The organism is Paenibacillus motobuensis, assembly GCF_039521865.1.
Lineage (GTDB): Bacteria > Bacillota > Bacilli > Paenibacillales > Paenibacillaceae > Fontibacillus > Fontibacillus motobuensis.
Genome location: NZ_BAAACX010000003.1, coordinates 40,464 through 67,018, shown reverse-complemented (window position 1 = coordinate 67,018; position 26,555 = coordinate 40,464). Strand labels below are relative to the sequence as shown.

At 48.4% G+C, this 26,555-nt stretch carries 28 protein-coding genes and 1 other annotated feature; of the genes, 26 read left to right on the top strand and 2 right to left on the bottom strand.

All coding sequences use genetic code 11. The features are described 5' to 3' along the window. Window positions 1-28 precede the first annotated feature (28 nt). From ABD014_RS01325 to pssA, 9 genes are all read left to right on the top strand, one after another. Window positions 29-1,852, top strand: coding sequence for a cache domain-containing sensor histidine kinase (locus tag ABD014_RS01325; protein WP_343856525.1), 1,824 nt, complete (start codon window positions 29-31; stop codon window positions 1,850-1,852). A gap of 4 nt (window positions 1,853-1,856) precedes the next feature. After that, the gene (locus ABD014_RS01320) at window positions 1,857-3,074 is read left to right on the top strand and encodes a response regulator transcription factor (protein ID WP_343856523.1); all 1,218 of its coding nucleotides are present in this window, start codon (window positions 1,857-1,859) and stop codon (window positions 3,072-3,074) included. 359 nt (window positions 3,075-3,433) lie between these two features. After that, the gene (locus ABD014_RS01315; RefSeq protein ID WP_127003062.1) at window positions 3,434-3,892 is read left to right on the top strand and encodes a CtsR family transcriptional regulator; all 459 of its coding nucleotides are present in this window, start codon (window positions 3,434-3,436) and stop codon (window positions 3,890-3,892) included. A 32-nt stretch (window positions 3,893-3,924) separates the two neighbouring features. Further along, a complete protein-coding gene (gene mcsA, locus ABD014_RS01310; protein ID WP_343856520.1) occupies window positions 3,925-4,449 on the top strand; it encodes a protein-arginine kinase activator protein McsA in 525 nt (174 codons plus the stop codon). A gap of 12 nt (window positions 4,450-4,461) precedes the next feature. After that, a complete protein-coding gene (gene mcsB / locus ABD014_RS01305) occupies window positions 4,462-5,526 on the top strand; it encodes a protein-arginine kinase McsB (RefSeq protein ID WP_343856518.1) in 1,065 nt (354 codons plus the stop codon). Between the two features lie 65 nt (window positions 5,527-5,591). Beyond that, window positions 5,592-8,036, top strand: a complete 2,445-nt coding sequence (clpC, locus tag ABD014_RS01300) for an ATP-dependent protease ATP-binding subunit ClpC (RefSeq protein ID WP_343856516.1) — start codon at window positions 5,592-5,594, stop codon at window positions 8,034-8,036. Window positions 8,037-8,349: 313 nt separating this feature from the next. Beyond that, window positions 8,350-9,717 (top strand): DNA repair protein RadA, encoded by a 1,368-nt coding sequence (gene radA, locus ABD014_RS01295; protein ID WP_343856513.1) that lies wholly within the window; start codon window positions 8,350-8,352, stop codon window positions 9,715-9,717. An 11-nt stretch (window positions 9,718-9,728) separates the two neighbouring features. Next, entirely contained in the window at window positions 9,729-10,805 is a 1,077-nt protein-coding gene (disA, locus tag ABD014_RS01290; protein ID WP_343856511.1) for a DNA integrity scanning diadenylate cyclase DisA, read from the top strand. A gap of 52 nt (window positions 10,806-10,857) precedes the next feature. Further along, window positions 10,858-11,583 carry a CDP-diacylglycerol--serine O-phosphatidyltransferase gene (pssA, locus tag ABD014_RS01285; RefSeq protein ID WP_343856508.1) on the top strand — a complete coding sequence of 242 codons (726 nt, stop codon included), beginning with the start codon at window positions 10,858-10,860 and terminating at the stop codon, window positions 11,581-11,583. Window positions 11,584-11,693: 110 nt separating this feature from the next. Here pssA and ABD014_RS01280 read toward each other — a convergent pair whose 3' ends face one another. Beyond that, the gene (locus ABD014_RS01280; protein ID WP_343856505.1) at window positions 11,694-12,089 is read right to left on the bottom strand and encodes a nucleoside triphosphate pyrophosphohydrolase family protein; all 396 of its coding nucleotides are present in this window, start codon (window positions 12,087-12,089) and stop codon (window positions 11,694-11,696) included. Window positions 12,090-12,320: 231 nt separating this feature from the next. Here ABD014_RS01280 and ABD014_RS01275 point away from each other — a divergent pair, with 231 nt between their 5' ends. From ABD014_RS01275 to gltX, 4 genes are all read left to right on the top strand, one after another. Continuing rightward, a complete protein-coding gene (locus ABD014_RS01275; RefSeq protein WP_343856503.1) occupies window positions 12,321-13,406 on the top strand; it encodes a PIN/TRAM domain-containing protein in 1,086 nt (361 codons plus the stop codon). A 393-nt stretch (window positions 13,407-13,799) separates the two neighbouring features. Continuing rightward, window positions 13,800-14,495, top strand: a complete 696-nt coding sequence (ispD, locus tag ABD014_RS01270) for a 2-C-methyl-D-erythritol 4-phosphate cytidylyltransferase (RefSeq protein WP_343856501.1) — start codon at window positions 13,800-13,802, stop codon at window positions 14,493-14,495. A 388-nt stretch (window positions 14,496-14,883) separates the two neighbouring features. Next, window positions 14,884-15,372 carry a 2-C-methyl-D-erythritol 2,4-cyclodiphosphate synthase gene (gene ispF, locus ABD014_RS01265; protein ID WP_343856498.1) on the top strand — a complete coding sequence of 163 codons (489 nt, stop codon included), beginning with the start codon at window positions 14,884-14,886 and terminating at the stop codon, window positions 15,370-15,372. Window positions 15,373-15,471: 99 nt separating this feature from the next. Next, window positions 15,472-16,926, top strand: coding sequence for a glutamate--tRNA ligase (gene gltX, locus ABD014_RS01260; protein WP_343856496.1), 1,455 nt, complete (start codon window positions 15,472-15,474; stop codon window positions 16,924-16,926). 226 nt (window positions 16,927-17,152) lie between these two features. Here gltX and ABD014_RS01255 read toward each other — a convergent pair whose 3' ends face one another. Continuing rightward, window positions 17,153-17,440, bottom strand: coding sequence for a hypothetical protein (locus tag ABD014_RS01255; protein WP_343856494.1), 288 nt, complete (start codon window positions 17,438-17,440; stop codon window positions 17,153-17,155). A 102-nt stretch (window positions 17,441-17,542) separates the two neighbouring features. Here ABD014_RS01255 and cysE point away from each other — a divergent pair, with 102 nt between their 5' ends. From cysE to rplL, 13 genes are all read left to right on the top strand, one after another. Next, window positions 17,543-18,202 (top strand): serine O-acetyltransferase, encoded by a 660-nt coding sequence (cysE, locus tag ABD014_RS01250; protein ID WP_343856492.1) that lies wholly within the window; start codon window positions 17,543-17,545, stop codon window positions 18,200-18,202. A 42-nt stretch (window positions 18,203-18,244) separates the two neighbouring features. Next, complete coding sequence (cysS, locus tag ABD014_RS01245; RefSeq protein ID WP_343856489.1) at window positions 18,245-19,654, top strand: cysteine--tRNA ligase; 1,410 nt, start codon at window positions 18,245-18,247, stop codon at window positions 19,652-19,654. After that, window positions 19,651-20,139 carry a Mini-ribonuclease 3 gene (locus tag ABD014_RS01240; protein WP_343856486.1) on the top strand — a complete coding sequence of 163 codons (489 nt, stop codon included), beginning with the start codon at window positions 19,651-19,653 and terminating at the stop codon, window positions 20,137-20,139. The genes cysS and ABD014_RS01240 overlap by 4 nt, the downstream gene beginning before the upstream one ends. Window positions 20,140-20,380: 241 nt before the next feature. Continuing rightward, the gene (rlmB, locus tag ABD014_RS01235; protein ID WP_343856484.1) at window positions 20,381-21,133 is read left to right on the top strand and encodes a 23S rRNA (guanosine(2251)-2'-O)-methyltransferase RlmB; all 753 of its coding nucleotides are present in this window, start codon (window positions 20,381-20,383) and stop codon (window positions 21,131-21,133) included. Between the two features lie 5 nt (window positions 21,134-21,138). Then, a complete protein-coding gene (locus ABD014_RS01230) occupies window positions 21,139-21,660 on the top strand; it encodes an NYN domain-containing protein (protein WP_343856481.1) in 522 nt (173 codons plus the stop codon). Between the two features lie 184 nt (window positions 21,661-21,844). Continuing rightward, on the top strand, window positions 21,845-22,468 hold the full coding sequence (gene sigH / locus ABD014_RS01225; protein WP_218653073.1) for an RNA polymerase sporulation sigma factor SigH: 624 nt from the start codon (window positions 21,845-21,847) through the stop codon (window positions 22,466-22,468). Between the two features lie 264 nt (window positions 22,469-22,732). Beyond that, entirely contained in the window at window positions 22,733-22,882 is a 150-nt protein-coding gene (gene rpmG, locus ABD014_RS01220; protein ID WP_009226622.1) for a 50S ribosomal protein L33, read from the top strand. A gap of 21 nt (window positions 22,883-22,903) precedes the next feature. After that, window positions 22,904-23,095, top strand: a complete 192-nt coding sequence (gene secE, locus ABD014_RS01215) for a preprotein translocase subunit SecE (RefSeq protein ID WP_068779088.1) — start codon at window positions 22,904-22,906, stop codon at window positions 23,093-23,095. A 23-nt stretch (window positions 23,096-23,118) separates the two neighbouring features. Further along, window positions 23,119-23,652: a transcription termination/antitermination protein NusG gene (gene nusG / locus ABD014_RS01210; RefSeq protein WP_068779089.1), complete on the top strand. Its 534-nt coding sequence runs from the start codon at window positions 23,119-23,121 to the stop codon at window positions 23,650-23,652. 70 nt (window positions 23,653-23,722) lie between these two features. Next, complete coding sequence (gene rplK / locus ABD014_RS01205; protein ID WP_044482537.1) at window positions 23,723-24,148, top strand: 50S ribosomal protein L11; 426 nt, start codon at window positions 23,723-23,725, stop codon at window positions 24,146-24,148. 131 nt (window positions 24,149-24,279) lie between these two features. After that, window positions 24,280-24,972: a 50S ribosomal protein L1 gene (rplA, locus tag ABD014_RS01200; protein ID WP_343856463.1), complete on the top strand. Its 693-nt coding sequence runs from the start codon at window positions 24,280-24,282 to the stop codon at window positions 24,970-24,972. A gap of 81 nt (window positions 24,973-25,053) precedes the next feature. Further along, window positions 25,054-25,187, top strand: a sequence feature (ribosomal protein L10 leader region). A gap of 36 nt (window positions 25,188-25,223) precedes the next feature. Next, on the top strand, window positions 25,224-25,733 hold the full coding sequence (gene rplJ / locus ABD014_RS01195) for a 50S ribosomal protein L10 (RefSeq protein ID WP_068779091.1): 510 nt from the start codon (window positions 25,224-25,226) through the stop codon (window positions 25,731-25,733). Window positions 25,734-25,797: 64 nt separating this feature from the next. Beyond that, the gene (rplL, locus tag ABD014_RS01190; RefSeq protein ID WP_343856460.1) at window positions 25,798-26,163 is read left to right on the top strand and encodes a 50S ribosomal protein L7/L12; all 366 of its coding nucleotides are present in this window, start codon (window positions 25,798-25,800) and stop codon (window positions 26,161-26,163) included. Window positions 26,164-26,555: the final 392 nt, after the last annotated feature.

Genomic DNA, 26,555 nt, shown 5'->3' with positions numbered 1-26,555 from the left:
GTCATTTGGGATTGGGAGGGGAACAAGCATGCGAACCAAATGGCTGCAATTTGATAACTGGTCGATTCGCGACAAACTGATCCTGCATATTTTGCTGATTAGCATTTTTCCGGCTCTATGCCTTGGGCTGTTAATTTCATGGGCAACCAGCTACACCATCGAAGAGCAAGTAAACGGGCAGACATCCCAGTTGATTGGCAATGTGAATAAATCTCTCGATTATCATGCTAGTAATATGCAGAACGTATCGTATCTAATTTCCTTTAATCCGGAGATAGGGAAGTTCTTTGCTGAAGGCGCCTCGGCTTTTCCCGGAGAACAGGAGCGCTATAACACGCTGAAATTCCTCCAGGGTTTCACGACACTTCACTCCGAGATTGCTGGGATTATGGTCGTTAACCATAAGGGAGAGTATTTAAGCAACGAGATGTATGCTCGAACCAGCCGGAACTTGACGGAAGAGAACTGGTATCAGGATGCCGTAAAGGCGAAGGGGATCTTCAAGCTTGTCGGACATCCGGTCAAAAGAAATGTAACGAGTCACGCTAATTATAAGGATGAGGAGGTTGTCTCCTTCGTTCGTGCAGTGCTTGATCCGGAGACCCAGTCCGTGCAGGGCGTCGTGCTGATCGACTTCAAATCGAGGCTGATCGCTGAGGTGGTCCGCGATGTCAGACTCGGCAAATCGGGGTACCTTATCGTAATGGATGACAAGGGAGACGCACTCTATGCTCCTAAAAATTCCATCGTTGACCAGCTTGACCGGGAACGAATCTTAACGGACAATGCGGGGGATTTTGCGGAAAAGGTAGATGGCAAGCCGATACAGTATATCTATCAAAAATCATCCTTTACGAGCTGGACTACGGTCGGCGTCTTTCCGATGCAGGATAGAATTCAGGGGATCAATGAGATTAATCTGTATATCGTCTCTTTTGTATTTCTCGTCAGCTTGCTGGGAATCGCGGCATCCTATTATTTGTCCTATTCGATCTCCCGTCCGATTATCCAGCTCTCGTCGTTTATGCACAAAGTTGAGAATGGCAATATGAGCATTCGCTATAACGGCAAACGCCGTGATGAAATCGGCATGCTTGGCAATAGCTTCAACCAGATGCTTGCGCAGATCAAGCGCCTGTTAAGGCAGGTCAATGAGGAGCAGCGCTTGAAGCGGGAGGCGGAGCTGCGCAGTTTGCAGGCTCATATCCAACCGCATTTTCTCTATAATACGCTGGATACGATCCAGTGGCTGGCTAGAAAAGACGGAGCCTATGAGGCAACAGAAGTGGTTGAATCCTTGTCGCGTCTATTTCGGATCGGGCTCAGTCGGGGGAAAGAGATTATTCCGCTTGCCGATGAATTTGAACATATCCGAAGTTATCTGATGATTCAGAAGACTCGCTATAAAGACAAGTTGAACTACAGTATTGATATTGAGCCGGAATTAATGAATCTGTTCGTCATCAAGCTGATCCTGCAGCCTGTCGTAGAGAATGCCATCTATCACGGCATTAAGGAGCGGCGCGGGCCAGGCTTCATATCGATCCGTGCAACCGCTGAGGAAGGAATGGTTGTCATTAGGATTGAGGATGACGGCAACGGTATGACTGAGGATAAGTTGAGTCTGCTGCGCACCCAGCTAGATCAGGTCGGCAAGACCGATTACATGCAGCCTGCACCGCAAGAGAAAGGCGAGGAAGAGAGAGGACCTCTTAAGAGCTATGGACTTAGAAATGTGCAGGAGCGGATTCGCCTTAGCTACGGAGAGCCTTATGGAATATCAATTGATAGTCAATGGAAGAGCGGGACGGTAGTGACGATTCGTCATCCTATTATGCATCGGGAGGAGTAGAGCGATGAATCAGAAGTGGAAGGTCATTATAGCTGATGATGAGTTTATTATCCGCGAGGGAATTAGGAGTTCGATAGATTGGGATAGACTGAATCTGCAGGTTGTCGGTGAAGCGGAGGACGGAGAAGAAGCGTTGGAGTTGGCATTGAAGGAGCAGGTAAATATCCTTATCGTGGACCTCAGCATGCCGATTATGGACGGCCTGACATTGATCAGCGAGCTTCGCGTTCAGCTTCCTGGTTGTAAAGTAATCATTATTACCGGGCATGATGAATTTGCTTACGCCAAGAGAGCGATCAAGCTCAGCGTTGACGACTATATCTTGAAGCCTGTTAATCCGGGGCAATTAATGGAGGTACTAGCGGGCGTTTCCAGGAAGCTGGAGGTAGAGTCTACCAATGAGAAAATACTCGATATTGCCTCGAAGCAGCTTGACAAGAATGTGTCGCTGCTGCGGGAACGCTTCTGCCTGGAATGGATCGAAGGCGATGTAAGCGAGGATGAGATTGCAGGACAACTGGCCTTCCTGCAAATGCCGGAGAGGCTGCCCGATATGGTTGGGATCGTCCGCTGGCCGGAACAGTCCAAGGGGAAGGCGTTCATGTCCGAGAAGGACCGGCAGCTCTTGCTGTTTGCAATCGAGAACGTGATTGAGGAGTTGATTGGGGAGACAAGCGATGCCGAGGATTACGTCCATTTCCGTGATCAGACCGGGATGATCGTCGTATTGGTCTGGGGAAGCAGAGACACTACGATTGGCACTCGAATTAGTGAAGCCTGTGAGAAATATTTGGATTTGGCCGTTCTTGTCAGTTTTCAGCTGAACGAAGGAAATGTAAATTTACCGGAGCTGTACATTGCAGCCAAGACGATGGTCAACCGGGAAGCGCGCATGTCTGATTTCGTCAGAAAAGCGCGGGAAATGATTGAGCAGCGGTACAGCGATCCCGAGCTGACTTTAGAGTTCGTGGCGGATGAGCTGGGCGTGTCATCCGTGTACTTGAGTCGGATTTTTAAGCAGGAGTCAGGCCAGTCCTTCATTGGCATGCTAACCCATGTTCGAACGACGATGGCAATTCGCCTGCTGGTCGGGACGAAGCTGACGATGCATGAGATCGCTGAGAAGACAGGCTACGATTCACAGCATTATTTCAGCACCTCCTTCAAGAAGGTCGTCGGCATGCCGCCGAATCTTTACCGTAAGAGCTTTCTTGAGGGATAACAGACGATGGTTGTAAGTCTAAGAATATGTTTAAGATTCCTTATGCCAAGGGCACTTCATACTGGAGTGTCCTTTTTAAATAGGGATCGCCTGAACACCCCATTGGCAAATTCAAAAATTGTGCTATAATAAAATCAAAGTCAAAGAAAGTCAAAGTCAACATACGGCTAGTTCTGTTTATAATGAGGTTCAAAAAGGCCGGTTTTCAGCACTGAAGCTTTTTAGACTACCTTTAAGGCCTTTGGTATTAAATTGGAAGCACCCTCTGATATTCAAACCGAAGAGTACGGTTAATAATAGGTATATGGGTTATCCAATATTGGCTGTATGTTGGAGTAATGAGCAATGGAGGATGGGTGATGCGTAATATTTCCGATATTATCGAGAAGCACCTTAAGAGCATTTTGCAAGAGAGTCCGGAGGGCGCTGTAGAGATACAGCGTAATGATCTGGCAGACAGATTCTCCTGTGTTCCATCGCAGATTAACTATGTCATCAGCACGCGCTTTACGCTGGAGAAGGGTTATCTGGTGGAGAGCAAGAGGGGCGGAGGAGGTTATATTCGCATCCGTCGCATCGAGCTCCCCGGCCCGATCAGCTTGCATACTCATCTGCAGCATACGATCGGAGATGAGATGGGCCAGACGGCGGCAGAGGGACTGATCTATCAACTGGAGGAATCACGGTTCCTCACCCGAAGGGAAGCAGCGCTAATGAAGGCGGCTATATCTCGGGAAGTGTTGATGGTGAAGCTGCCGTACCGCGATCAGATCCGGGCGCAAATGATGAAGGCAATGTTGATTTCTTTGTTAGGATAATGAGTCTATCCAGTTAAGGAGGGATTCCAATCATGCAATGTCAAGAATGCGGTAAACGTCCTGCTACACTCCATTTCACGAAAATCGTGAATGGTGAGAAGACAGAATTTCATATTTGTGAAGCATGTGCCCGCGAGAAGGGAGAATTAATTCCTGGAACGGCGGGAGGCTTCTCGATTCATAACCTGTTATCCGGTCTGCTCGATTTCAGTCCTGCGACTTCTAGCCAGGCCTCGGGCGTCAAGCCTGCGGAGAACCTGCGCTGTGAGAAATGCGGGTTGACCTATTCTCAATTCAGCAAGCTGGGCCGGTTCGGGTGCAGCTCCTGCTATAAATATTTCAATGATCGTCTGGACCCTCTATTAAGAAGAGTTCATGGCAATACGACACATGTCGGTAAAGTGCCAAGACGGGTTGGCGGGCATATCCATATGAAGCGTAAGCTGGATGATCTCCGCCGGGAGCTGCAATACCGGGTTCTTCACGAACAGTTCGAAGAAGCAGCGGCACTGCGCGATCAGATCCGTGAACTCGAGAAGAACATTTCCGCAGAGTAAGGAGGAATTGCGATGGGAAATCTTCAATTTACAGAGCAGCCGCTTAGCGAGTGGATGAATCGTGACGGAAATGAATCGAATATCGTAATCAGCACCCGGGTGCGGATCGCTCGCAACCTGGCTGAATTTCCTTTTCCTATATTGGCTACGAACCAGCAATCGGAAGAGGTGTTGAGCCAGTTCGAACAGGTGCTCAGCGATGAACGAATGCAGCCGTTCGGACAGCTTCATCCCATTGAGCTTGATGATCTGGACGATCTGGATAAGCAGGTTCTGGTGGAGAAGCATCTGATTAGCCCGAGCTTGGTTACTGAATCAAGGAATGGTGCGGCATTCATAAGCGATGATGAGAGCTTGAGCATTATGGTGAATGAAGAGGATCACTTGAGGATTCAATGTCTGTATCCGGGACTTCAGGTCAAAGAGGCCTGGGAGAAAGCGTCGGCCGTTGACGATATTTTCGAGGATCATGTCGATTATGCGTTTGACGACAAGCGTGGTTACTTAACCAGCTGTCCGACGAATGTCGGTACAGGGCTGAGAGCTTCCGTAATGATCCACCTGCCTGCGCTGGCTCTTACGAGTCAGATCGGGCGGATTCTGTCAGCTGTGACTCAGGTTGGCCTGGCTGTGCGTGGGATTTATGGCGAAGGCAGCGAGACCGTCGGCAACCTGTTCCAGATCTCTAATCAGATTACGCTGGGACAGAACGAATCTGAGATTATTGACAACTTGTATGGTGTCGTAGTACAAATTATTGAACATGAAAAAGCAGCCAGAGAAAAATTGCTTTCTGACTCGCGAATCCGTATTATGGATCGTATAATGCGTTCATATGGAATATTATGCTATTCCGAAATCATCGATTCGAAGGAAGCTGCGCAGCGTCTTTCAGACGTTCGGCTCGGTGTGGATCTTGGTTTCGTGAACGTACCATTCCATGCTTTAAATGAATTGAACGTCATGACGCAGCCAGGCTTCTTGCAGAAGAGGCAGGGGGGGAATATGTCGCCAGGAGAGCGGGATATATACCGCGCCAAGGTGATACGCGAGCATTTGAAGGATAATTTGCAATAAAGTGTGTGTTACTTCGTGATCAAAATCGGATTGGAATAGATTTAATTTTGGAGGTGTATTGGAATATGATGTTTGGTAGATTTACAGAACGCGCCCAGAAGGTGCTGGCACTCGCTCAGGATGAGGCGGTCAGACTTGGGCATAACAATATCGGAACGGAGCATATTCTACTGGGATTAATCCGTGAAGGCGAAGGCATTGCAGCCAAAGCTCTTATCGGTCTTGGTCTTGGTTTGGAGAAAATACAAGATGAAGTTGAGACTTTAATTGGACGCGGTCAGGAACAGCCGATTAATATTGCCTATACGCCGCGTGCAAAGAAAGTTATCGAGCTGTCGATGGATGAAGCACGTAAGTTAGGCCACACCTATGTGGGTACCGAGCATATCCTGCTGGGATTGATCCGTGAAGGCGAAGGCGTAGCTGCACGCGTACTTAACAATCTAGGTATCAGCTTGAACAAAGCCCGTCAGCAAGTGTTGCAACTGCTGGGCAGCAGCGAAGCCGTATCCAGCCATCATGGCGCACCCGTTAATGTGAATACGCCAACGCTGGATAGCCTTGCCCGCGACTTGACCGCTACCGCCAAAGAGGGTAACCTCGACCCGGTAATCGGACGTAGTAAGGAGATCGAACGCGTTATCCAAGTATTGAGCCGGCGGACGAAGAACAATCCGGTACTCATCGGTGAACCTGGTGTTGGTAAGACCGCGGTTGCCGAAGGGTTGGCTCAGAAGATCGTAAATAATGAAATTCCTGAGACATTGCGCGACAAGCGCGTTATGACTCTTGATATGGGTTCTGTCGTAGCGGGTACGAAATACCGCGGCGAATTTGAGGACCGCTTGAAGAAGATTATGGATGAGATTCGCCAAGCTGGTAATATCATCTTGTTCATTGACGAATTGCACACTCTGATTGGTGCTGGCGGAGCCGAAGGCGCTATCGATGCTTCCAACATTCTGAAGCCAGCGTTGGCCCGTGGTGAGCTGCAATGCATCGGGGCAACTACGCTGGACGAATACCGCAAGTATATCGAGAAGGACGCGGCTCTGGAACGCCGTTTTCAACCGATTACGGTCGATGAGCCATCTGCGGATGAGACGATTCAGATTTTGCATGGCCTTCGCGATCGTTACGAAGCGCATCACCGTGTAAAAATTACGGATGAAGCTATCGAGCAAGCCGTTAAATTGTCCGATCGTTACATTCAGGACCGCTTCTTACCGGACAAAGCGATCGACTTGATCGATGAGGCGGGCTCCAAGGTAAGACTGAGCACATATACGGTACCGCCTAATTTGAAGCAACTGGAGAGCCGTCTGGAGGATATTCGCAAGGAGAAGGACGCAGCTGTACAAAGTCAGGAATTTGAGAAAGCGGCTGCCCTGCGCGATACCGAACAGAAGATTCGCGAAGAACTCGATGTAACGAAGAACCAATGGAAAGAAAAGCAAGGCCGTATGGATTCCGAAGTAACTCCAGAGGATATCGCCGAGGTTGTAGCTAACTGGACAGGGATTCCTGTTAATAAGCTAAAAGAGGAAGAGACCGAGCGTCTTATGAATATGGAGTCCATCCTGCATGAGCGCGTAATTGGTCAAGATGAAGCCGTTAAGGCGGTCAGCCGGGCTATCCGCCGAGCACGTGCCGGACTTAAGGATCCGAAGCGCCCTATGGGTTCCTTCATCTTCCTTGGACCAACAGGTGTAGGTAAGACCGAATTGGCCCGTGCTCTTGCTGAAGCGATGTTCGGAGATGAGAATGCGGTCATCCGTATCGATATGTCGGAGTACATGGAGAAGCATTCCACCGCTCGTCTGGTTGGCGCGCCTCCAGGATATGTCGGTTATGAAGAAGGCGGTCAATTGACCGAGAAAGTACGCCGCAAGCCATATTCGGTAGTGCTGCTTGATGAGATCGAGAAGGCGCATCCGGAAGTATTCAACATCCTGCTGCAAGTACTTGAGGATGGACGACTGACCGATTCCAAAGGCCGTGTTGTCGACTTCCGTAACACGCTGATTATTCTGACCTCTAACGTCGGGGCAGAAGCGATCCGCCGTAATACAAAAATGGGCTTTACTGCCGTGACGGATGCAGGTGCAGATTACGATAATATGAAGTCCAAGGTAATGGAAGAACTGAAGAAGGGCTTCCGTCCTGAGTTCCTGAACCGGATCGACGAGATTATCGTGTTCCATTCTCTCGAAGAGAAGCATATTGGAGAGATCGTAACGCTGATGTCTGAAGAATTGCGGAAACGGCTGAACGACTTCGATGTCGACTTCGTCCTGACAGACAAAGCGAAGGCGTTTCTGGCTAAGGAAGGCTATGATCCGACTTATGGTGCTCGTCCATTGCGCCGGGCGATTCAGAAGCATATCGAGGACCGGCTGTCTGAGGAATTGCTGACTGGTAAGGTGAAGAAGGGCGATTCCCTCACGATTGATGAAGAAAATGGCGAATTAAGCGTGAAGAAGACCGGGGATTTTGTGAAAATGGCATAAATTGTTGATTTTGTCCAAAATTTCACCTGAATCTCTTCATTAGAGCGGCTAAATTGCCGATTAACATAATAAAAGCAGCTTCCAGGGCAGGATTGCTTTGGAAGCTGTTTTTTTGCAAATAAAAAGTTATACATAAATTTTCTTCATTTGATTTCTTTTCAAGAATACTTACATGTTTTTTCACAAGTTAACGAAAATTGTTTGCACGCAAAACTTTACGCCAAATCGATAACAATGATAAACTTTGATTATTAGCTTTGTGGTGCAACCTGCAAGGTTTGTTAAATATTGCGAAAGTAAGAAGGAGAGATTAATGGCAAAAGTAAAAACAAAGTTCTTCTGTACCGATTGCGGCTATGAATCACCGAAATGGTACGGGAAATGTCCTGGGTGCGGGGCATGGAACAGCATGGTGGAAGAAACGGAGAAAGTGGTCAAGACGCAGGGGATTTCCTCCGGCATATTTCATACGAAAGAAAAGCCACTTCCGATCATAAATATAGAGAGTGGCCGAGAGCCGCGAATCCTTACCGGGATTGGAGAGCTTAACCGAGTACTGGGCGGAGGGATTGTCCCTGGATCGCTGGTGCTGGTTGGTGGGGATCCTGGAATCGGCAAATCGACATTACTACTGCAAACCTCGAACGAGATGGCCAATTCAGGCAGGAAAGTTCTTTATGTCTCCGGAGAAGAATCGGTTCGTCAGACGAAGCTGCGGGCAGAGAGGCTCGGGGCATTATCCCCGAATCTCTACGTCATGTGCGAGAGCAGTATTGATGGAATTGAGGGAGCGATCGATGAAGTTAAGCCGGATTTCCTCGTCATCGACTCCATTCAGACCGTATATATGCCGGAGGTCACCAGCGCACCCGGAAGCGTCTCCCAAGTGCGGGAATGTACGGCCCGGTTCATGCGGGTTGCCAAAGGGCAGGGAATCGCTACGGTTTTGGTCGGACATGTTACGAAGGAAGGGGCTATCGCCGGACCGCGCATGCTGGAACATATGGTCGATTGTGTACTCTATTTTGAGGGCGAGCGTCACCATTCATACCGGTTGCTGCGTGCGGTGAAGAACCGTTTTGGCTCCACCAATGAGATGGGTATCTTTGAAATGAATGAGGCTGGTTTAGAGGAAGTCCTGAATCCTTCGGAGCTATTCCTCTCCGAACGCCCGCTTGGCGTTGCGGGTTCCACAGTAGTGGCCAGCATGGAAGGGACCAGACCGATGCTGGTCGAGCTTCAGGCTCTAGTAGCGTCAACTTTATTCCCTTCCCCGCGTAGAATGGCTACGGGTGTGGATCATAACCGGATGAATCTGATTATTGCTGTGCTGGAGAAGCGAATGGGGATGTTCCTGCAGAATCAGGATGCTTATGTTAATCTCGCCGGTGGAGTGAAGCTTGATGAGCCTGCCGTAGACCTGGCGATTGCCGTTAGTTTAGCCTCCAGCTTCCGCGATGTGCCTACGAAGCCCTATGATGTCGTCTTTGGCGAAGTCGGGCTTACCGGGGAAGTCAGAGCGGTCTCACGCGTCGAACAGAGAGTGAAGGAGGCTGCGAAGCTTGGCTTCAAGCGGGTGATCCTGCCTGAGAAGAGCCTGAAGGGCTGGCAGGGACCCAAAGAGATCGAATTAATCGGTGTAAATACCGTTGCAGATGCGCTTGCTGTTGCATTAGATTAGGGGGCACAATAATGAAAGAAACAACTCAGGCAGAGAAAATGAATGATTTGCTGAAGCTCGTGGCTCCGGGCACTTCCTTTCGGGATGGGTTGGAAAATGTGCTGCGTGCGAAGACCGGAGGTTTAATCGTAGTCGGCTATAGCCCCGAAGTGATGGAGGTTGTAGAAGGCGGGTTTTCCATCAATTGCGATTTTTCTCCTAACTATCTGTACGAATTGGCCAAGATGGATGGAGCCATCATTCTTAGTGAAGATTTAAAACGGATATTATATGCAAATACACAGCTGATTCCTGATTCCTCCATCGCCTCATCGGAGACTGGGATTCGCCATAGAACAGCGGAACGTGTTGCTAAACAGACGGGCAAGCTGGTCGTATCGATCTCACAGCGCCGCAATATTATTACTCTGTACCAGGGAGGACTGCGGTACGCGCTCAAGGAGAGCGGTGAAATTCTGACCAAAGCAAACCAGGCGATTCAGACGCTGGAGAAATACAGGGCGGTGCTCAACCAGGCTTTAACGAATCTGTCTGCTTCAGAGTTCGAAGAATTAGTGACCATTCCCGAAGTGGTAAATGTGATGCAGCGCGTGGAGATGGTTATTCGCATCAAGCTGGAGATCAAGCGTTTCATTAATGAGCTTGGGATTGAAGGCCGACTGATTAGCATGCAAATGGAAGAACTGGTCAGCAATATGGAGGAGGAAGCTTGGCTTCTCTATAAAGATTATGCCAAGGACGATAGTGACGAAGCGATTCGTGAGATTATTCTTGGTCTGAAGCGATCGAGTGACGATGAGCTATTGGACGATGTCCACATCACCCGTCTGCTCGGTTATCCTTCCGCGGCGGCGACTTCAGAAGAGATCATATCCCCTCGTGGTTATCGCGTACTAAATAAGATCCCTCGTCTGCCCAATGTCATCATTCATAATTTGGTTGAACGATTCCGCGAGCTGCCGGAAATACTAATGGCGTCGATTGAAGAGCTCGATGAGGTTGACGGTATTGGGGAAGCAAGGGCGCGTGCCATTAAGGAAGGACTGAAGCGAATACAGGAACAAGTGTTCATTGACAGGCAAATATAATTCCCCTATCATGAAGTGATGATTAAGGGGAATAATTATTAGAGGTGAAGAGATGGTTACAAAATCAATCCCAAACCTTTTTACACTGAGCAACCTGTTCATGGGGATGATCGCAATAATGCTGGCGATGACCGGGAGATACAGCCTGGCTTCCATCATGATCATTGTGGCGATGTTAATGGACGGTTTGGATGGGCGTGTTGCCAGAGCTTTGAATGCCCAGAGCGATTTTGGCAAGGAACTCGACTCTTTATCCGACGTGATTTCATTTGGGGTAGCTCCCGCACTCATTATGTACATTATTTCTTTCCAGAACATCCAGCCTGGTCTGGCTTGGACGGTTACAGCCATATTTCCGATGTGCGGTGCGCTTAGACTTGCTCGCTTTAATGTTCAGTCCGGAATCCCGGGATATTTCATCGGATTGCCGATTCCTGCAGCAGGAGGGGTCGTAGCAACATTGGCCTTATTTCATAACAATATCAGAGCCCCATATTTTATTGTTACGATGCTTCTATTGTCGTATCTGATGGTCAGTTCAGTGAAGTATCCGAATTTCAAGAAGGTCGGTATTCCTAAGAAAGCTATTGCCTACGCTCCCGTTGTCATTATTGTTGCTATCATCGTCGCGGTTTTCTTCCCGGAGCAAATTTCCAAGCTGGTCTTTATTCCTTTAGTTCTTTATGCCGGGTACGGGCTTAAGCAGAATTTCGATAGATTGCTTCGCCGTAATAAACATGATGACGAGGAAGCTGATAAGGTATTCCGGTCGAAATAGCGTAGTATAAATAAAAAGGCATTCATCTTCCCGCTTCGGCGGTGGATGATGCCTTTTTTTCGTGGCTTGACACTCCTATGCTGACAGTCAGCATTAGAAATGACAATGGTTCAAGACATGTTGAACAGTCCCAAAGTTGCGCATTTTTGCGATTCGCGTTCCAAAATTTCGTCCATATCGATCCCCAGCAAATTGCACAAAGCCGACATGTAGAACAGGCTTCTACCAAGCTCATTCGTAATCACATCCCGGCAATTCTCACATAACTCGCCCTGAACATGCTTGCTTATCGTCTCTTTGGCCTGCTGCAAATTCATACCAGGCTCAAAATCCTGCTTGGTGGCGTGCAGCTCGATACAGCCGCATTCGGTAATCGCCTTGGTAACGGAACGGGTCGCTGCGGCGTTAGTTTGTCCCATTTTGGACATAACGTCCAGCAAACTGCGGTGACGGAGCAACAGTTCAGAAACTTGATCTTGAAAAGAATGAAGGCTTGGTGCGCTCATTTTCCATCCACCTCAATATTATGAATTGAGTCCATTATATGCCACATTTTCCTCACTAATCAACCAGAAATCCCATAATAACGGGATGGGGAGGCAAATTATATGATCATCGTTAGCAGCCGACAAACGGAAAAATGAGGAAAAAAAGTCTTTTTCTCTGGATTACACTGTGAAAAATTGGATCATACTGGATAAAGAAAGTATACAATTTTTGGAGGTGAAGAGAAGGACATGCTTAAGAAAAGTTTATTGATTTTATCCGGTCTGGCTGGTGCCTGGTTCGGATATACCGCTACAGGACTCTCCGGAGTTTTCCCGGAACCGCTTCGCTCCTGGTTTGCTGACTTGCCGATGATTGCGGGGCAGCTTATTCTGGCGGTTGCTGGTGCTTGCCTTTTTTTATTCATGTACTCGCTTGTTGCTGAGACGCTTGCTACACAAATTGGGCGCCTGATAACCCGGTTGACGGAGATTCCTATGAATAAAATGGCGGCCGGAACGCTCGGATTAACTGCAGGACTTCTTCTTTCATTACTGCTCTATCCCGTATTGTCCTGGCTAGGTTCGCTAGAGGTATTCGCCCAATTGGCGGCTTCAACCCTATTTGGCTACATAGGACTATATGTTGCTCTGGAGAAGAAGGATGAACTGTCCGCTCTGTGGAAATCAGGACAGTGGGGAAGCGCTGTGCAGGAAGAAGAGAAGCTGGAGCATCATAAAATATTGGACACTAGCGTCATTATCGATGGACGTATCGCGGATATTTGTAAGACGGGTTTCATTGAAGGGACGATTGTGATCCCGGGATTTGTGCTTGAGGAGCTTCAGCATATTGCGGATTCTTCAGATCTGCTTAAGCGCAATCGCGGCCGCCGCGGTCTGGATATTCTGAATAAGATTCAGAAAGAGCTGGACGTGAAGGTCATGATCTATGAAGGGGATTTTGAAGAGATCTCGGAAGTGGATAGCAAGCTGGTCAAACTGGCTAAGGTGCTTCAGGGTAAAGTCGTTACCAATGATTTTAACTTAAATAAGGTATGCGAGCTTCAAGGTGTATCTGTACTGAATATTAATGATCTGGCCAATGCGGTTAAGCCGGTCGTTCTGCCAGGCGAAGAGATTATGGTGCAGGTGATCAAGGATGGCAAGGAGCATGGCCAAGGCGTGGCCTATCTGGATGATGGAACGATGATCGTCGTTGAAGGTGGGCGGGATTTTATCGGTAGCATCACTGAGGTGCTTGTGACAAGCGTATTGCAGACTTCTGCGGGACGAATGATCTTTGCCAAGCCGAAACTGTTGGAAAAAGCCCAGTAAATTCGGTATGATTAGAATAAATGCGAGGATGCCCCTGAGTTTTAAATGCGAGGGGTACCTATATGTATGTATTCAAAAAGTCTGGTTTTCAGCACCGAGAAGGTTGGATGAAGCTAGGGACGAAAGGAGCGGAGCGTACGTAGTGGGTACGTGAGCACCGGAAGGCCCGGCTGAATTCAAGATTCGATGTCGAATAACTCTCAGTGTTACTTCGTGTTAGATATAGAATTTATTCGTTATCAACGGAGTTGATGAAATTCTATATCGCAAGAAAACCTACATTTGAATCGCGGTCGCTCATCCTTGAATGACTTCGATCGGTTTTCTTATCAAAAGTAGACTTTCTGAACTACCACTATTTGCATAATTCTGGTCAGGGTGAGGCAAAAGCGCATGAATACTGAGACAAGCCCACAAGTGGGGGCTATCGTAGTGGCGGCCGGTCGGGGAACCCGTATGGGCACGAAAGAGAGTAAGCAGTATTTACTACTGCAGAACAAACCGATCATCATTCATACATTGGAAATGTTTGACCGGCACCCTTCGATTGAAGAGATTGTACTTGTGACCGGTGAGCAGGATGTTGAGCGTTGCAAGAGCTGGGTCAATGAGTATGGTATCACAACAAAAATAAAGGTTATTCCGGGCGGCGCGGAGCGTCAAGAGTCGGTATATCTGGGACTTCGGCAGATCGAAGGCCCTTATGTACTGATCCATGACGGCGTACGCCCTTTTGTGACGGAGGAGCAGATCACGGCCTGTATTGAGGCAGCCGTTGATTATGGCGCATCCGTGCTTGCTGCGCCTGTGAAGGATACGATCAAGCAGGTCGATGAGCAGGGACAGGTGATTACCACGCTTGAGCGTCGGAGCTTGTGGGCGATTCAGACCCCGCAAGCTTTTCGCTGTTCACAGCTGCTTGATGCTCATGAACAGGCCGTGCGGGATGGCTTCATCGGCACAGATGATGCGATGCTGCTGGAACGGCTAGGCCTTCCCGTCAAGGTGGTTGAAGGGGGATATCGGAACATCAAGATCACCACTCCGGAGGATTTGGATTACGCCGAGTTTATATTGCGACAAAACTAAGTATGTGTTCAAAAAGTTCGGTCCTCAGCACCGAAGCTTATGCTTCCGATGTGCGTTTTTTCAAAACGCTTCAGTTGGATGAAACCAGGGACTGAGGAGCGGAGCGTACGTAGTTTGTACGTGAGCACCTGAGATGTTTCCGGAGGAAACATGACATCGTAAGCATCCGCTTAGGCCCGGGTGAATTCAAGATTCGATGTCAATAAGCTCTCAGTGTTAACTTCGTGTTAGATATAGAATTTATTCGTTATCAACGGAGTTGATGAAATTCTATATCGCAAGAAAACCTACATTTGAATCGCGGTCGCTCATCCTTGAATGACTTCGATCGGTTTTCTTATCAAAAATGGACTTTTTGGACTACCACTAAATAAGGGAGAGAGATGGTATGATAGCTGTAGGACAAGGATTCGACGTGCATCAATTAGTAGAGGGGAGACCTTGCATTGTCGGCGGGGTAACGATTCCTTATGAAAAAGGGTTGCTAGGGCATTCTGACGCGGACGTTCTGCTGCATACGATTAGCGATGCAATTCTGGGTGCGCTTGCGCTGGGTGACATTGGGCGGCACTTCCCGGATACCGATCCGGCTTATAAGGATGCGGACAGTCTTGAGCTGCTGAGACTGGTTTGGAAGATGGCACAGGATCGCGGTTATCGGCTCGGCAATCTGGATGCGACGATCATCGCGGAGCGGCCTAAGATGGCGCCATATGTTCCGCAAATGGTAGAGATTATTGCCGGAGCGCTGGGAGCTATGCCCGAACAGATTAACGTAAAGGCTACGACGACGGAAAAGCTGGGTTTCACAGGCCGCGGCGAGGGAATTGCGGCACAATGTATTGTATGTCTTATGAAGGATATGCTATCATCTTGAGGTTGTAGGGTTAACTTATGAATTAACTGACTAATTTTAATATATAGCCAGTTCCGACAGTTAGCTGTATTTATTTACACGAATCGGGAGGGGATTGGAATGACGGAAGTTCGCGTGCGTTATGCGCCGAGTCCGACAGGACATTTACATATTGGCAATGCCAGAACGGCTTTGTTCAATTACTTGTTTGCAAAACATCATGGCGGGAAATTCATCGTTCGTATTGAAGATACCGATGTGAAGCGGAATATTGCTGGCGGTGAAGAAGACCAATTCAAATATCTCAAATGGCTCGGTATGGACTGGGACGAGAGTGTCGATGTAGGCGGCAATTACGGCCCTTACCGGCAGACGGAAAGGCTTGATATATACAAGACCTACTGGCAGGATCTGCTGGACCGCGGATTGGCTTATCGTTGTTACTGTACAGAAGAGGAGCTGGAGAAAGAGCGCGAGGAGCAGACGGCTCGCGGCGAGACTCCGCGCTATTCCGGGAAGTGTCGGCACCTGAGTGCGGAGCAAATCGCGGCCTATGAGGCTGAGGGACGCGCTTGCAGCATTCGCTTCCGTGTTCCGGAAGGAAGAACCTATACGTTCGATGATCTCGTTAAAGGACCGATTACGTTTGAATCCGACGTTAGCGGTGATTTTGTCATCCTGAAGAAGGATGGGATCCCAACCTATAATTTCGCGGTAGCACTGGATGATCATCTGATGGAAATTACACATGTGCTTCGGGGTGAGGATCACGTCTCCAACACTCCACGTCAGCTGATGATATACGAGGCCTTTGGCTGGGAGCCGCCACGCTTCGGACATATGACCTTGATCGTTGGCGACAATCATAAGAAGCTGAGTAAGCGCGACGAATCTGTAATTCAGTTCATGGAACAGTATGACAAGCTCGGCTACTTGCCAGAAGCGATGTTCAACTTCATCGCGCTGCTTGGCTGGTCTCCGGAAGGGGAGCAGGAGATCTTCTCGAAGGAGGAATTGATCTCCATCTTTGATGAGAATCGTCTCTCGCGTAGTCCCGCGGTATTCGATAAGCAGAAGCTAGCCCACTTGAATAATTATTATATTAAGAATGCTGATCCTGAACGGATCGCAGCGATGGCCATCCCGCATCTGCAGGAAGCATCACGCCTGCCAGCAGATCTGACGGCCGAGCAGGAGGCATGGGCCAAGAAGCTGGTTGCTCTGTATCAGGAGCAGATGGTGGCCGCATCAGATATCGTCCCGCTATCAGAGATGTTCTTCCGCACTGAGGTAACGATTGATGATGAGGAAGCAGCTGCTGTGATGACTGAATCACAAGTGCCTACGGTGCTGAGCGCATTTCTGGCCAAGATCGAAGCGATGGATGAATTCACCGTTGAGAACATTGGTGCTTCTATCAAAGCGGTTCAAAAAGAGACGGGCGTCAAAGGAAAAGGGCTGTTCATGCCAATCCGTGTTGCACTGACCGGACAAATGCATGGCCGAGATTTGAACCAGACGATCTATCTACTTGGACAGGAACGCGTGAAGGAGCTTCTGCAATCGCGGATTTAAGCTGCCACTCTGATCGGAGTTCAAAAAGGCCAGTTTCCAACGAATTACCTTTATAAAGATATTGTCAGTTTTGGCCCCTTTCGGGTAAGATAGAGTAAATATCAGCACAGAAATTGAAGTGGATGTATAACTTATTTGCAGAGGGAACTCTGTAAGTGATCGGCATAGATCGGGAGAAGTACGCAAGAATGCGGATTGAACAGAGAAGATAACCGTGAGGCGATGTTCATCGCCTTGGGCTGGAAGTTATCTCGATCCCGCGCGGCGGAAATGCACCCGGGAGCTGCAGAATCGAAGGGTCCACCAGGGCCGGTAGGTACTGCCGTTTTATCCGCGTTAAGGATCTCCATAAAGGGGAGAGGGTCCGGATTTCATCCGTCATGATTATGACGTTATGGAAGACCGCCTTACCCGAAGCAGAGTGGAACCACGCATGAAGCGTCTCTGCAGCTCTAAGCTGCAGGGGCGCTTTTTTACATTCGGGGAAGCTGGCGATACTTTCATTGTTGATCATATTTATACCCGGTTGCCTTCAGCTGAATAATGGTTAGTCCGGAGAATACTCACTGCAGGGGACGGCAGGAGCGATGGATCCGCAAGGAAAAGAGGGGAAGCTATGTTTAAAACAATCAAATCCGACATTCAGGCGGTGTTCGAGAATGACCCGGCTGCACGGAGCTGGTTCGAGGTTGTCTTTACCTATTCCGGCCTGCATGCGATATGGAGCCATAGAGTTGCTCACTTCTTCTACCGACATCGCTGGTTTACAGCAGCTAGAACCGTGTCGCAGATCAGTCGCTTCTTCACCGGGATAGAGATCCACCCTGGCGCCACAATCGGCAAGCGATTGTTCATCGATCACGGCATGGGAGTTGTCATTGGCGAGACTTGCGAAATCGGGGATGATGTGGTTATCTATCAGGGAGTAACCTTGGGGGGAAGCGGCAAAGAGAAGGGCAAACGACATCCGACAATCGGCAGCAACGTCGTCATTGGTTCGGGTGCGAAGGTGCTCGGTTCCTTCAAGGTAGGCGACCAGGCGAATATCGGCGCCAACTCAGTTGTTCTTAAGGAGGTCCCTCCTGGCAGCACGGTGGTAGGGATTCCAGGCAAGGTGGTCCGTCAGGACGGCAAACGTCTGGATCGCTTGAATCATCAATTGCCCGATCCAATGGTCGACTCGATGCGGGCGATGCAACAGGAGATTGAGCAATTGCGGGCTGAGATCAAGACACTGCGGCAACATATGCTGGACGAATCACGAGTGGAGCAATAAGGCGATTCATGTATATATTCAGGACACGAAAGGACAGAGAGCATGGCACTGCAAATTTACAACACATTAACCCGCACGAAGGAGAAATTCGTTCCTCAGGAGCCGGGAAACGTTAAAATGTATGTATGCGGACCAACCGTATACGGGTATATCCATATCGGGAATGCAAGGCCGGCTATTTTCTTCGATGTAGTTCGCAGTTATCTGGAGAATCAGAAGTATGATGTGAACTACGTAGTGAACTTTACGGATGTAGACGATAAGCTGATCCGCAAAGCTGAGGAAATGAAGCTGCCTGTACCTCAAGTGGCAAGCATGTTCATCGAGGCGTTCTATGCTGACCTGGAGGGTCTGCGCATTCCGCGTGCTACTGCGAACCCACGGGTTACTGAGAATATGGAGACTATCATTAATTTTATTCGTGAGCTGGAGCGCAAGGGCTTTGCCTATGAAAAAGGCGGGGACGTCTTCTTTCGCACTAGCAAATTTGCCGATTACGGCAAGTTATCTGGACAGAATATCGAGGAGCTGCAGTTCGGTATCCGTATCGATGTCGACGCCCGTAAGGAGAGTCCAGTCGATTTCGTATTATGGAAAGCAGCCAAGCCAGGTGAGATTCACTGGGAGAGCCCGTGGGGCCAAGGTCGTCCAGGCTGGCATATCGAATGCTCGGCGATGTCAAGGCTCTTGCTTGGCGATACGCTTGATATTCATGGTGGCGGACAGGATCTGGAATTCCCGCATCATGAATGCGAGGTAGCGCAGTCTGAGGCGATGACGGGCAAGCCGTTGGCTAATTATTGGATGCATAATGGTTATGTTAATATCGATGGCGAGAAAATGTCGAAGTCGCTTGGCAACGGGGTTCTGGTCAAGGATTTGCTGACTCGACACAAGCCGGAGGCCATTCGCTATGCCATCCTGTCCACTCATTACCGCAATCAAGTGAATTTCTCCGCAGAGATTATGGCACAGGCAGAGCGCAGTGTAGAGCGGATCTCCAATGCGGCGAGCAATTTGCTCTATCGATTGAACAGTACAGAAGGGCAAAGCTCAGAGCTTAAAATTTCGGAGTCGTTAGAGCAGAAGCTGGCGGGGATTTCGGCGGCGTTCCATACGAAGATGCAGGATGATTTCAATACTGCGGACGCGATCACGGCTATGTTTGACTGGGCGAGTGAAGTGAACAGCTTGCTGCAGCAGAGCGATGTAAGCCTTGCAGATCTAGAAGCGGCTTATCAATTATTCAAGGAAATGAACGGAGTTCTACGTATCGCAGTTGAAGCGGAAGCGGAGCTTCTGGACGATGAGATTGAGGCGTTGATCGAAGAGCGTACAGAAGCACGCAAAGCGAAAAATTGGGCGCGGGCTGATGAGATTCGCGATCTACTGGATACGCAAGGAATCATCCTGGAGGACACGCCACAGGGTATGAGGTGGCGTCGTAAATGACAGATTCGAACAGCGAGGTAAATAGCGCGAAGCAAGAACATTTGGCGGAAGCAGGGGGCTTGGCTTCGCCTGCGCCGCTCTGGTTCCCGGAGCAGCCGGCCAAACCGGTCAGGCTGCTTCCGCCGCTGGCGCTCGCCTATATTGGCGATGCGGTATTTGAGGTAGCCGTGCGCCAGCACGTGATGGCCAAGCCTAATTTACGGCCGCATCATTTACACGGCCAATCCACGAAATATGTATCAGCTAAGGCACAGGCCAGATTGCTTGCTCTGCTTGAGCCCCAGCTCACCGACGACGAGAAGGATGTCGTTCGCCAAGGACGCAATGCCAAGTCGGGTACCGTACCGAAGAACGCTAACGTAATCGATTACCGTCAAGCGACGGCTCTCGAGAGCTTGGTCGGATATTTATATTACACTGGAGCGCATGATCGCTTGCGCGGTCTGATCGCTGAAGGCTTCGAGCTGCTAGAGGAAGAACGATAAGTCTGAACTGACTCTAACGAAACACCATATCGTTATTTCCGCAAAAAAACAGGAAATTGAAATCTAACGAAACACCATATCGCTATTTTGATGAAATTCGGAGTTTAGGGCATATATTTGCCATAATAGCGATACCTAGTTTCGTTAGATTTTTAAAAGGCTCTTTTTGACGCAAATAGCGATACCCAGTTTCGTTACAATTAATAGCAACAATTTATAGCAACGATTGGGAGGACCTGATATGGAGGATCAAGAATGGATTGCCGGTAAGCACTCCTTAATGGAGGCGCTTAGAGCCGGACGAACAATCAACAAGATATGGATTGCAGAAGGCGCGCAGAAGCATTTGACGCAACCGATTATTGCCGAAGCCAAGGCTCAAGGCATTATCGTGCAATTTGTCGATAAGCGCAAGCTTGATACGATGGTACCAGGTGTGCAGCATCAAGGCGTAGTAGCACAGGCGGCTCCGTATGCTTATGCCGAGGTTGAGGATCTGCTTGCAAAGGCGGCTGAGCAAGGGGAGGCGCCGTTCCTGCTCATTCTCGATGAGCTCGAGGATCCGCATAATCTGGGCTCGATTCTACGTACAGCCGAATGTACAGGAGTTCATGGTGTCATTATTCCGAAGCGCCGTTCCGTCGCTGTTACGGCTACGGTATCGAGAACATCGGCCGGTGCTGTCGAATATGTCCCTGTTGCCAGAGTAACCAACCTTGTACAGACCATGGAACAGCTGAAGGAAGCTGGTGTATGGATCGTTGGAACCGATGTCGGGGCGAAGGAAGAAATATATAGGGGCGGCAAAATATTAGGTGGACCCGTGGCGATTGTCATCGGGAATGAGAACAAAGGGATGGGGCGCTTGGTACGCGAGACCTGTGACGTACTGCTCAAGCTTCCGATGAACGGACGCCTTAATTCGCTGAACGCTTCGGTTGCTGCCGGAGTGATGATGTATGAAGTCATGCGCATTCGCCGCGCCGAAGGATAGCGCCTATGCGCGACAAGCGCGATGTTCTTCTGGTAGACGGATACAATATGATCGGAGGTTGGCCCAATCTGGCCGCATTGTCCAAGACGGATTTAGAGGCAGCGCGTGATTCCCTGCTGGAGCGTTTGGCGGATTACCAAGCCTTCTCTGGCAGGCAGGTCGTCGTAGTTTTTGATGCTTATCGCGTGCCCGGACTAGGCAAATCCTTCACTCAGAATCAGGTGGAAGTCCACTTCACCAAGGAGAAAGAGACGGCTGATGAATGTATCGAACGGCTCTGTCACGAGTTTGCAAGGCCCAGGCGGCAGATCTATGTTGCGACGAGTGATATGGTAGAGCAGCACGTGATTTTCGGCCAGGGTGCGCTGCGCGTGTCGGCCCGTGAATTGCTGATTCAGATCGAACAGAGCGAGAAGGAAGTTAAGACCAAGATTGCTGAACGGAGCAATAGTACAAGTCGCAATACAATCGATTCCAAACTGAGTCCAGAATTGCGGAAAATGTTCGAACGCTGGCGAAGAGAATAAAACGTTATCATTTTTTCGCCTTTATACCCTTGACATTGTTTATCCTTACATCTTTTGGCACTTTTGTTGTTGACGCTATCATGCACCTTCGTATATACTGTTCGTATTACTTGAATGAGTGACGGGGCACCGTGCGTTGCAGCCGGAGGGATTTATAGTGAGTGTCAACCTCGAGAGATGGGTTATGTTTGACTATGAAATCCAAAGTGATGAGGACATTGTCGAAGCCGTTCAGAATGGCGACAGTGAAGCGTTGGAGTACTTGATCAACAAGTATCGTAGTTTTGTTCGAGCTAAAGCCAGATCCTATTTTTTGATCGGTGCCGACAGAGAAGATATCATTCAGGAAGGAATGATAGGTCTTTATAAGTCAATCCGGGACTTTCGGGGTGATAAGCTTGCTTCGTTCAAGGCTTTTGCCGAGCTGTGTATTACACGTCAGATCATTACTGCGATCAAGACGGCTACACGGCAGAAGCATATTCCGCTTAACTCATATGTCTCTTTGGACAAGCCGATATACGATGAGGATTCGGACAGAACGCTGCTGGACATTATCTGCGGCTCGCAGGTATGCGACCCTGAGGAACTAATCATCAACCAGGAAGAATTCGTAGGCCTGGAAGATAAGATGTCTGAAATACTTAGCGACCTGGAACGTAAAGTTCTCATGCTGTATCTTGACGGCCGTTCGTATCAGGAGATCGCGGTGGATTTAGACCGTCATGTCAAATCGATCGATAATGCTCTGCAAAGAGTAAAACGAAAATTAGAACGCTATTTGGAAATTCGCGATGTTGGAATTTAAAAATTCCTAGAGCGATGGAACTTAGTAGTTGGAAGATAAAGGGAGGCTAGGTGCATAGCCGCCCTTTTTTAGTAGGCCTGATCGGGTTTATCTTCCAGAACAGTGACCGATACTAAATTTAATCGCTGAACAGGATCGAACCACTCGTTGACACAGAAAAAGCCATATGATAAAGTGTTTTAGGTAGGCCTAAATTCACTTTTGCGGGTTTAGGCTAATTTATGAGACTTCTCAGTTGAAGAATGTCTTCGGGAGGTGCACATCATGCGGGTAATTATTACGTTGGCTTGTACGAACTGCAAACAAAGAAACTACACGACAACAAAAAACAAGCGTAACCACCCGGACCGCATGGAGATGAAGAAATATTGCAAGTTTTGTAACGAGCAAGTTCCTCATCGCGAAACCAGATAGTCTTTGGAGGTGCAGTCGCGCATGAAACGCAGTTTCAAGTCGTTGATTTCTTTTTTCTCTGAAAGCTGGGCTGAGCTTAAAAAGGTTCGCTGGCCTAATCGTAAAGAGCTGACGAATTATACGCTTGTTGTGCTAGGTACAATAGTAGTTGTCGCTGTTTATTTTTGGGTACTTGATATCGGCATTTCTGCTGTGATCGAAGCGATAATTTAAGAAGGGTCCTTAGGTGGCTTGATATGGAAAAAAGATGGTACGTCGTTCATACCTATTCTGGGTATGAGAACAAAGTCAAAGCCAATTTGGAAAAGCGCGTCGAGTCAATGGGCATGGAAGACAAGATATTCCGCGTTCTTGTTCCGATGGAAGAAGAAGTGGTGAACAAGGATGGCAAGAAGAAAACTGTCATGCGTAAAGTTTACCCCGGATATGTCTTGGTAGAAATGATCCAGACTGACGATTCCTGGTATGTTGTTCGCAACACGCCGGGTGTAACTGGATTTGTCGGATCTACAGGATCGGGCTCCAAGCCAACGCCTCTGCTTCCTGAGGAAGCAGATCAGATTTTGCAACATATGGGCATGGAAGAACCGAAGCCAGTTGTAGAATTCGATCTCAAAGAATCCGTACGCATCAAAGTTGGTCCGTTTGCTAACTTTGTCGGCAGCATTGAAGAAATTCTCGTCGACAAGAGCAAGCTGAAGGTTCATGTCAACATGTTTGGTCGAGAAACCCCGCTTGAGCTTGATTACAATCAAGTGGAAAAGATATAGGTTTCTTAGGGTTTCACGTGGGAGGGGCTAACGCTCCGTCTACCACTATTAGGGCAAGGAGGTGTCTCACATGGCAAAGAAAGTAATTAAAGTGGTGAAACTGCAAATTCCTGCAGGGAAAGCGAATCCTGCGCCTCCGGTAGGTCCGGCGCTTGGTCAAGCAGGTGTCAACATCATGGCATTCTGTAAGGAATTCAACGCTCGTACCGCTGATCAAGCTGGTTTGATTATTCCAGTAGAAATCTCGGTGTTCGAAGACCGTTCCTTTACATTCATCACCAAGACTCCACCGGCAGCTGTATTGCTTCGTGTAGCAGCGAAGATCGAGAAAGGTTCCGGTGAGCCAAACAAAAAGAAGGTTGCTACCGTTAAACGCGACGTTGTTCGTCAAATTGCGGAGCAAAAAATGCCTGACCTTAACGCAGCATCCGTTGAATCGGCTATGCGCATGGTTGAAGGTACTGCTCGTAGTATGGGCATCACGATCCAAGACTAACTCTTGGAGGTCGGATGAGAATATTGACTATTTTCATCCAAGGATGAATTGACCATATTGAGTGTATTAATATGACAATTCATCCCTAGTGGGAGGATTTTCCGCTAATACCACAAAAGGAGGACGAATTCATGGCTAAACACGGTAAGAAGTACCTGGAAGCTGCTAAGCTGATTGACAGCGAAGCATTTTATGAGCCTTTGGAAGCCGTTGAATTGGTGAAAAAGGCTGCGACTGCAAAGTTTGACGAGACCGTTGAAGTTGCAGTTCGTTTGGGCGTAGACCCTCGTAAACAAGACCAAGCCGTTCGTGGTGTTGTTGTCTTGCCGCATGGCACAGGTAAAACACAACGCGTATTGGTATTCGCCAAAGGTGAAAAAGCGAAGGAAGCAGAAGCTGCTGGAGCAGATTTCGTTGGCGATCAAGATATGATCAACAAAATCCAACAAGGCTGGTTCGAATTCGATGTCTGCGTAGCAACGCCGGATATGATGAGCGAAGTTGGTAAATTGGGCCGTCTGCTCGGTGGTAAAGGCCTTATGCCTAACCCTAAAGCAGGTACCGTTACTTTTGACGTTGCCAAAGCGGTTCAAGAAATCAAAGCGGGTAAAATTGAGTATCGTCTTGACAAGCAAGGTCAAATTCATGCGCCAGTCGGTAAGGTTTCCTTTACTGCTGAGCAATTGAACGATAACCTTAAGGCTCTTGTTGATGCACTGAACCGTGCTAAACCAGCTGCTGCCAAAGGCGTATACTTGAAGAACATCGCGATCTCCTCGACGATGGGCCCAAGTGCTCATGTTAGCACAGCTTCTTACAAGTAATACCACTCTCGTCTAGCGAGAACGGGATTGACTTCAGGTGAATCTCTTGGTAAACTGATTGAGTTGTTCTAAGATGGGATCTGAATTTGAATATGTTTACCGTAGACAGTAGGTGCCGTAAGGCTTAATTTCCTACCGAGGTGTTCTGATAGAGCGTCAACCTATGATGACTTATCAAGCCTTCGTAATTCTACGGAGGCTTTTTTCATGAAGAGAAGAGCCTCTACCAAAACTTATAGGAGGTGTTCAGTGTGGCAAACGCAAAAGTGATTCAAGCAAAACAAGAAGCCGTTGATGTGGTTACTTCGAAGCTGCGTGAGAGCGCAACTACCGTAGTTGCTGACTACCGCGGACTTAACGTTGCTCAAGTTACGGAACTTCGCAAACAGCTTCGTGAAGCTGGCGTGGAATTCCAAGTGCTTAAGAATACGCTTGTTCGCCGTGCGACAGCAGCTGCCGAGCTTACTGAACTAGACGAAGTGTTGACTGGTCCTACAGCCATCGCTTTCAGTGTAGAAGATGCAGTAGCTCCAGCAAAAATTCTTAACGATTTCGCTAAGAAGAATGATGCGCTTAAAGTGAAAGGTGGCGTGGTTGAAGGCCGTGTTGTTGGCGCAGACCAAATCAAAGCGCTCGCGGAACTTCCATCCCGCGAAGGTCTCCTTTCGATGCTCCTCAGCGTGCTTCAAGCACCTGTTCGCAACTTCGCTTTGGCAGTCAAAGCCGTTGCAGAGAAAGAAGAAGGCGCGGCAAGCGCTTAATCTTCTTAAGAAAGTTAGCTAGTTAATTTAACGAAAATTCAAATAAAATAACGGAGGTTCTATCATGAGTAAAGAAGCAATCTTGGAAGCCATTAAAGGCATGACTGTTCTTGAACTGAACGATCTTGTAAAAGCAATTGAAGAAGAATTTGGCGTAACTGCTGCAGCTCCAGTAGCTGTTGTAGGTGGCGCTGCTGGCGGCGCTGAAGCTGCTGAGCAAAGCGAGTTTGACGTAATCTTGACTAATGCTGGTGCATCCAAGATCAACGTAATCAAAGTGGTTCGCGAAATCACTGGTCTTGGCTTGAAAGAAGCTAAAGAACTCGTTGACAACGCACCAAAACCATTGAAAGAAAAAGTAAGCAAAGAAGACGCAGAAGCTGTAAAAGCAAAATTGGAAGAAGCAGGCGCAACTGTAGAAGTAAAATAATCGTTTCTTCTATAGCAAACCCCTTGAACTTGATTCAGGGGGTTTGTTTTTGAATAATTCTGATTTTTGATCCTGGTGTTCTCTCTGCTCTTCGGGCTGTGAAAGTTGAATGAAGTTCGGATTAAGGCATCCGGTTGAAATGCTCTTCCGATCGCTGTTGTTCGCGGATTTCTTGATCTTATAGAATCTAGCAAGGGAGAAATCCACTCACAAAGGTGAACGAAGCATATGCTTCCGAAGCAGCTTTCTTTCAGAAAGCTTTCAGCTTCTCCAGAATCATTTCTCCTAAGTTCAATATTCAAACTAGATTTTCATTTGAATATTGAACCATTTTGCCTTCCTTAATTCACATAGAATTACTAAGCCCGGATCGCAAGGGATCCCCAGACTCA

Bases quoted from the DNA above. Each gene is read 5' to 3' on its own strand.
- ABD014_RS01325 (WP_343856525.1), top strand. From the start codon at position 29: ATGCGAACCAAATGGCTGCAATTTGATAACTGGTCGATTCGCGACAAA.
- ABD014_RS01320 (WP_343856523.1), top strand. From the start codon at position 1,857: ATGAATCAGAAGTGGAAGGTCATTATAGCTGATGATGAGTTTATTATC.
- ABD014_RS01315 (WP_127003062.1), top strand. From the start codon at position 3,434: ATGCGTAATATTTCCGATATTATCGAGAAGCACCTTAAGAGCATTTTG.
- mcsA (WP_343856520.1), top strand. From the start codon at position 3,925: ATGCAATGTCAAGAATGCGGTAAACGTCCTGCTACACTCCATTTCACG.
- mcsB (WP_343856518.1), top strand. From the start codon at position 4,462: ATGGGAAATCTTCAATTTACAGAGCAGCCGCTTAGCGAGTGGATGAAT.
- clpC (WP_343856516.1), top strand. From the start codon at position 5,592: ATGATGTTTGGTAGATTTACAGAACGCGCCCAGAAGGTGCTGGCACTC.
- radA (WP_343856513.1), top strand. From the start codon at position 8,350: ATGGCAAAAGTAAAAACAAAGTTCTTCTGTACCGATTGCGGCTATGAA.
- disA (WP_343856511.1), top strand. From the start codon at position 9,729: ATGAAAGAAACAACTCAGGCAGAGAAAATGAATGATTTGCTGAAGCTC.
- pssA (WP_343856508.1), top strand. From the start codon at position 10,858: ATGGTTACAAAATCAATCCCAAACCTTTTTACACTGAGCAACCTGTTC.
- ABD014_RS01280 (WP_343856505.1), bottom strand. From the start codon at position 12,089: ATGAGCGCACCAAGCCTTCATTCTTTTCAAGATCAAGTTTCTGAACTG.
- ABD014_RS01275 (WP_343856503.1), top strand. From the start codon at position 12,321: ATGCTTAAGAAAAGTTTATTGATTTTATCCGGTCTGGCTGGTGCCTGG.
- ispD (WP_343856501.1), top strand. From the start codon at position 13,800: ATGAATACTGAGACAAGCCCACAAGTGGGGGCTATCGTAGTGGCGGCC.
- ispF (WP_343856498.1), top strand. From the start codon at position 14,884: ATGATAGCTGTAGGACAAGGATTCGACGTGCATCAATTAGTAGAGGGG.
- gltX (WP_343856496.1), top strand. From the start codon at position 15,472: ATGACGGAAGTTCGCGTGCGTTATGCGCCGAGTCCGACAGGACATTTA.
- ABD014_RS01255 (WP_343856494.1), bottom strand. From the start codon at position 17,440: ATGATCAACAATGAAAGTATCGCCAGCTTCCCCGAATGTAAAAAAGCG.
- cysE (WP_343856492.1), top strand. From the start codon at position 17,543: ATGTTTAAAACAATCAAATCCGACATTCAGGCGGTGTTCGAGAATGAC.
- cysS (WP_343856489.1), top strand. From the start codon at position 18,245: ATGGCACTGCAAATTTACAACACATTAACCCGCACGAAGGAGAAATTC.
- ABD014_RS01240 (WP_343856486.1), top strand. From the start codon at position 19,651: ATGACAGATTCGAACAGCGAGGTAAATAGCGCGAAGCAAGAACATTTG.
- rlmB (WP_343856484.1), top strand. From the start codon at position 20,381: ATGGAGGATCAAGAATGGATTGCCGGTAAGCACTCCTTAATGGAGGCG.
- ABD014_RS01230 (WP_343856481.1), top strand. From the start codon at position 21,139: ATGCGCGACAAGCGCGATGTTCTTCTGGTAGACGGATACAATATGATC.
- sigH (WP_218653073.1), top strand. From the start codon at position 21,845: ATGTTTGACTATGAAATCCAAAGTGATGAGGACATTGTCGAAGCCGTT.
- rpmG (WP_009226622.1), top strand. From the start codon at position 22,733: ATGCGGGTAATTATTACGTTGGCTTGTACGAACTGCAAACAAAGAAAC.
- secE (WP_068779088.1), top strand. From the start codon at position 22,904: ATGAAACGCAGTTTCAAGTCGTTGATTTCTTTTTTCTCTGAAAGCTGG.
- nusG (WP_068779089.1), top strand. From the start codon at position 23,119: ATGGAAAAAAGATGGTACGTCGTTCATACCTATTCTGGGTATGAGAAC.
- rplK (WP_044482537.1), top strand. From the start codon at position 23,723: ATGGCAAAGAAAGTAATTAAAGTGGTGAAACTGCAAATTCCTGCAGGG.
- rplA (WP_343856463.1), top strand. From the start codon at position 24,280: ATGGCTAAACACGGTAAGAAGTACCTGGAAGCTGCTAAGCTGATTGAC.
- rplL (WP_343856460.1), top strand. From the start codon at position 25,798: ATGAGTAAAGAAGCAATCTTGGAAGCCATTAAAGGCATGACTGTTCTT.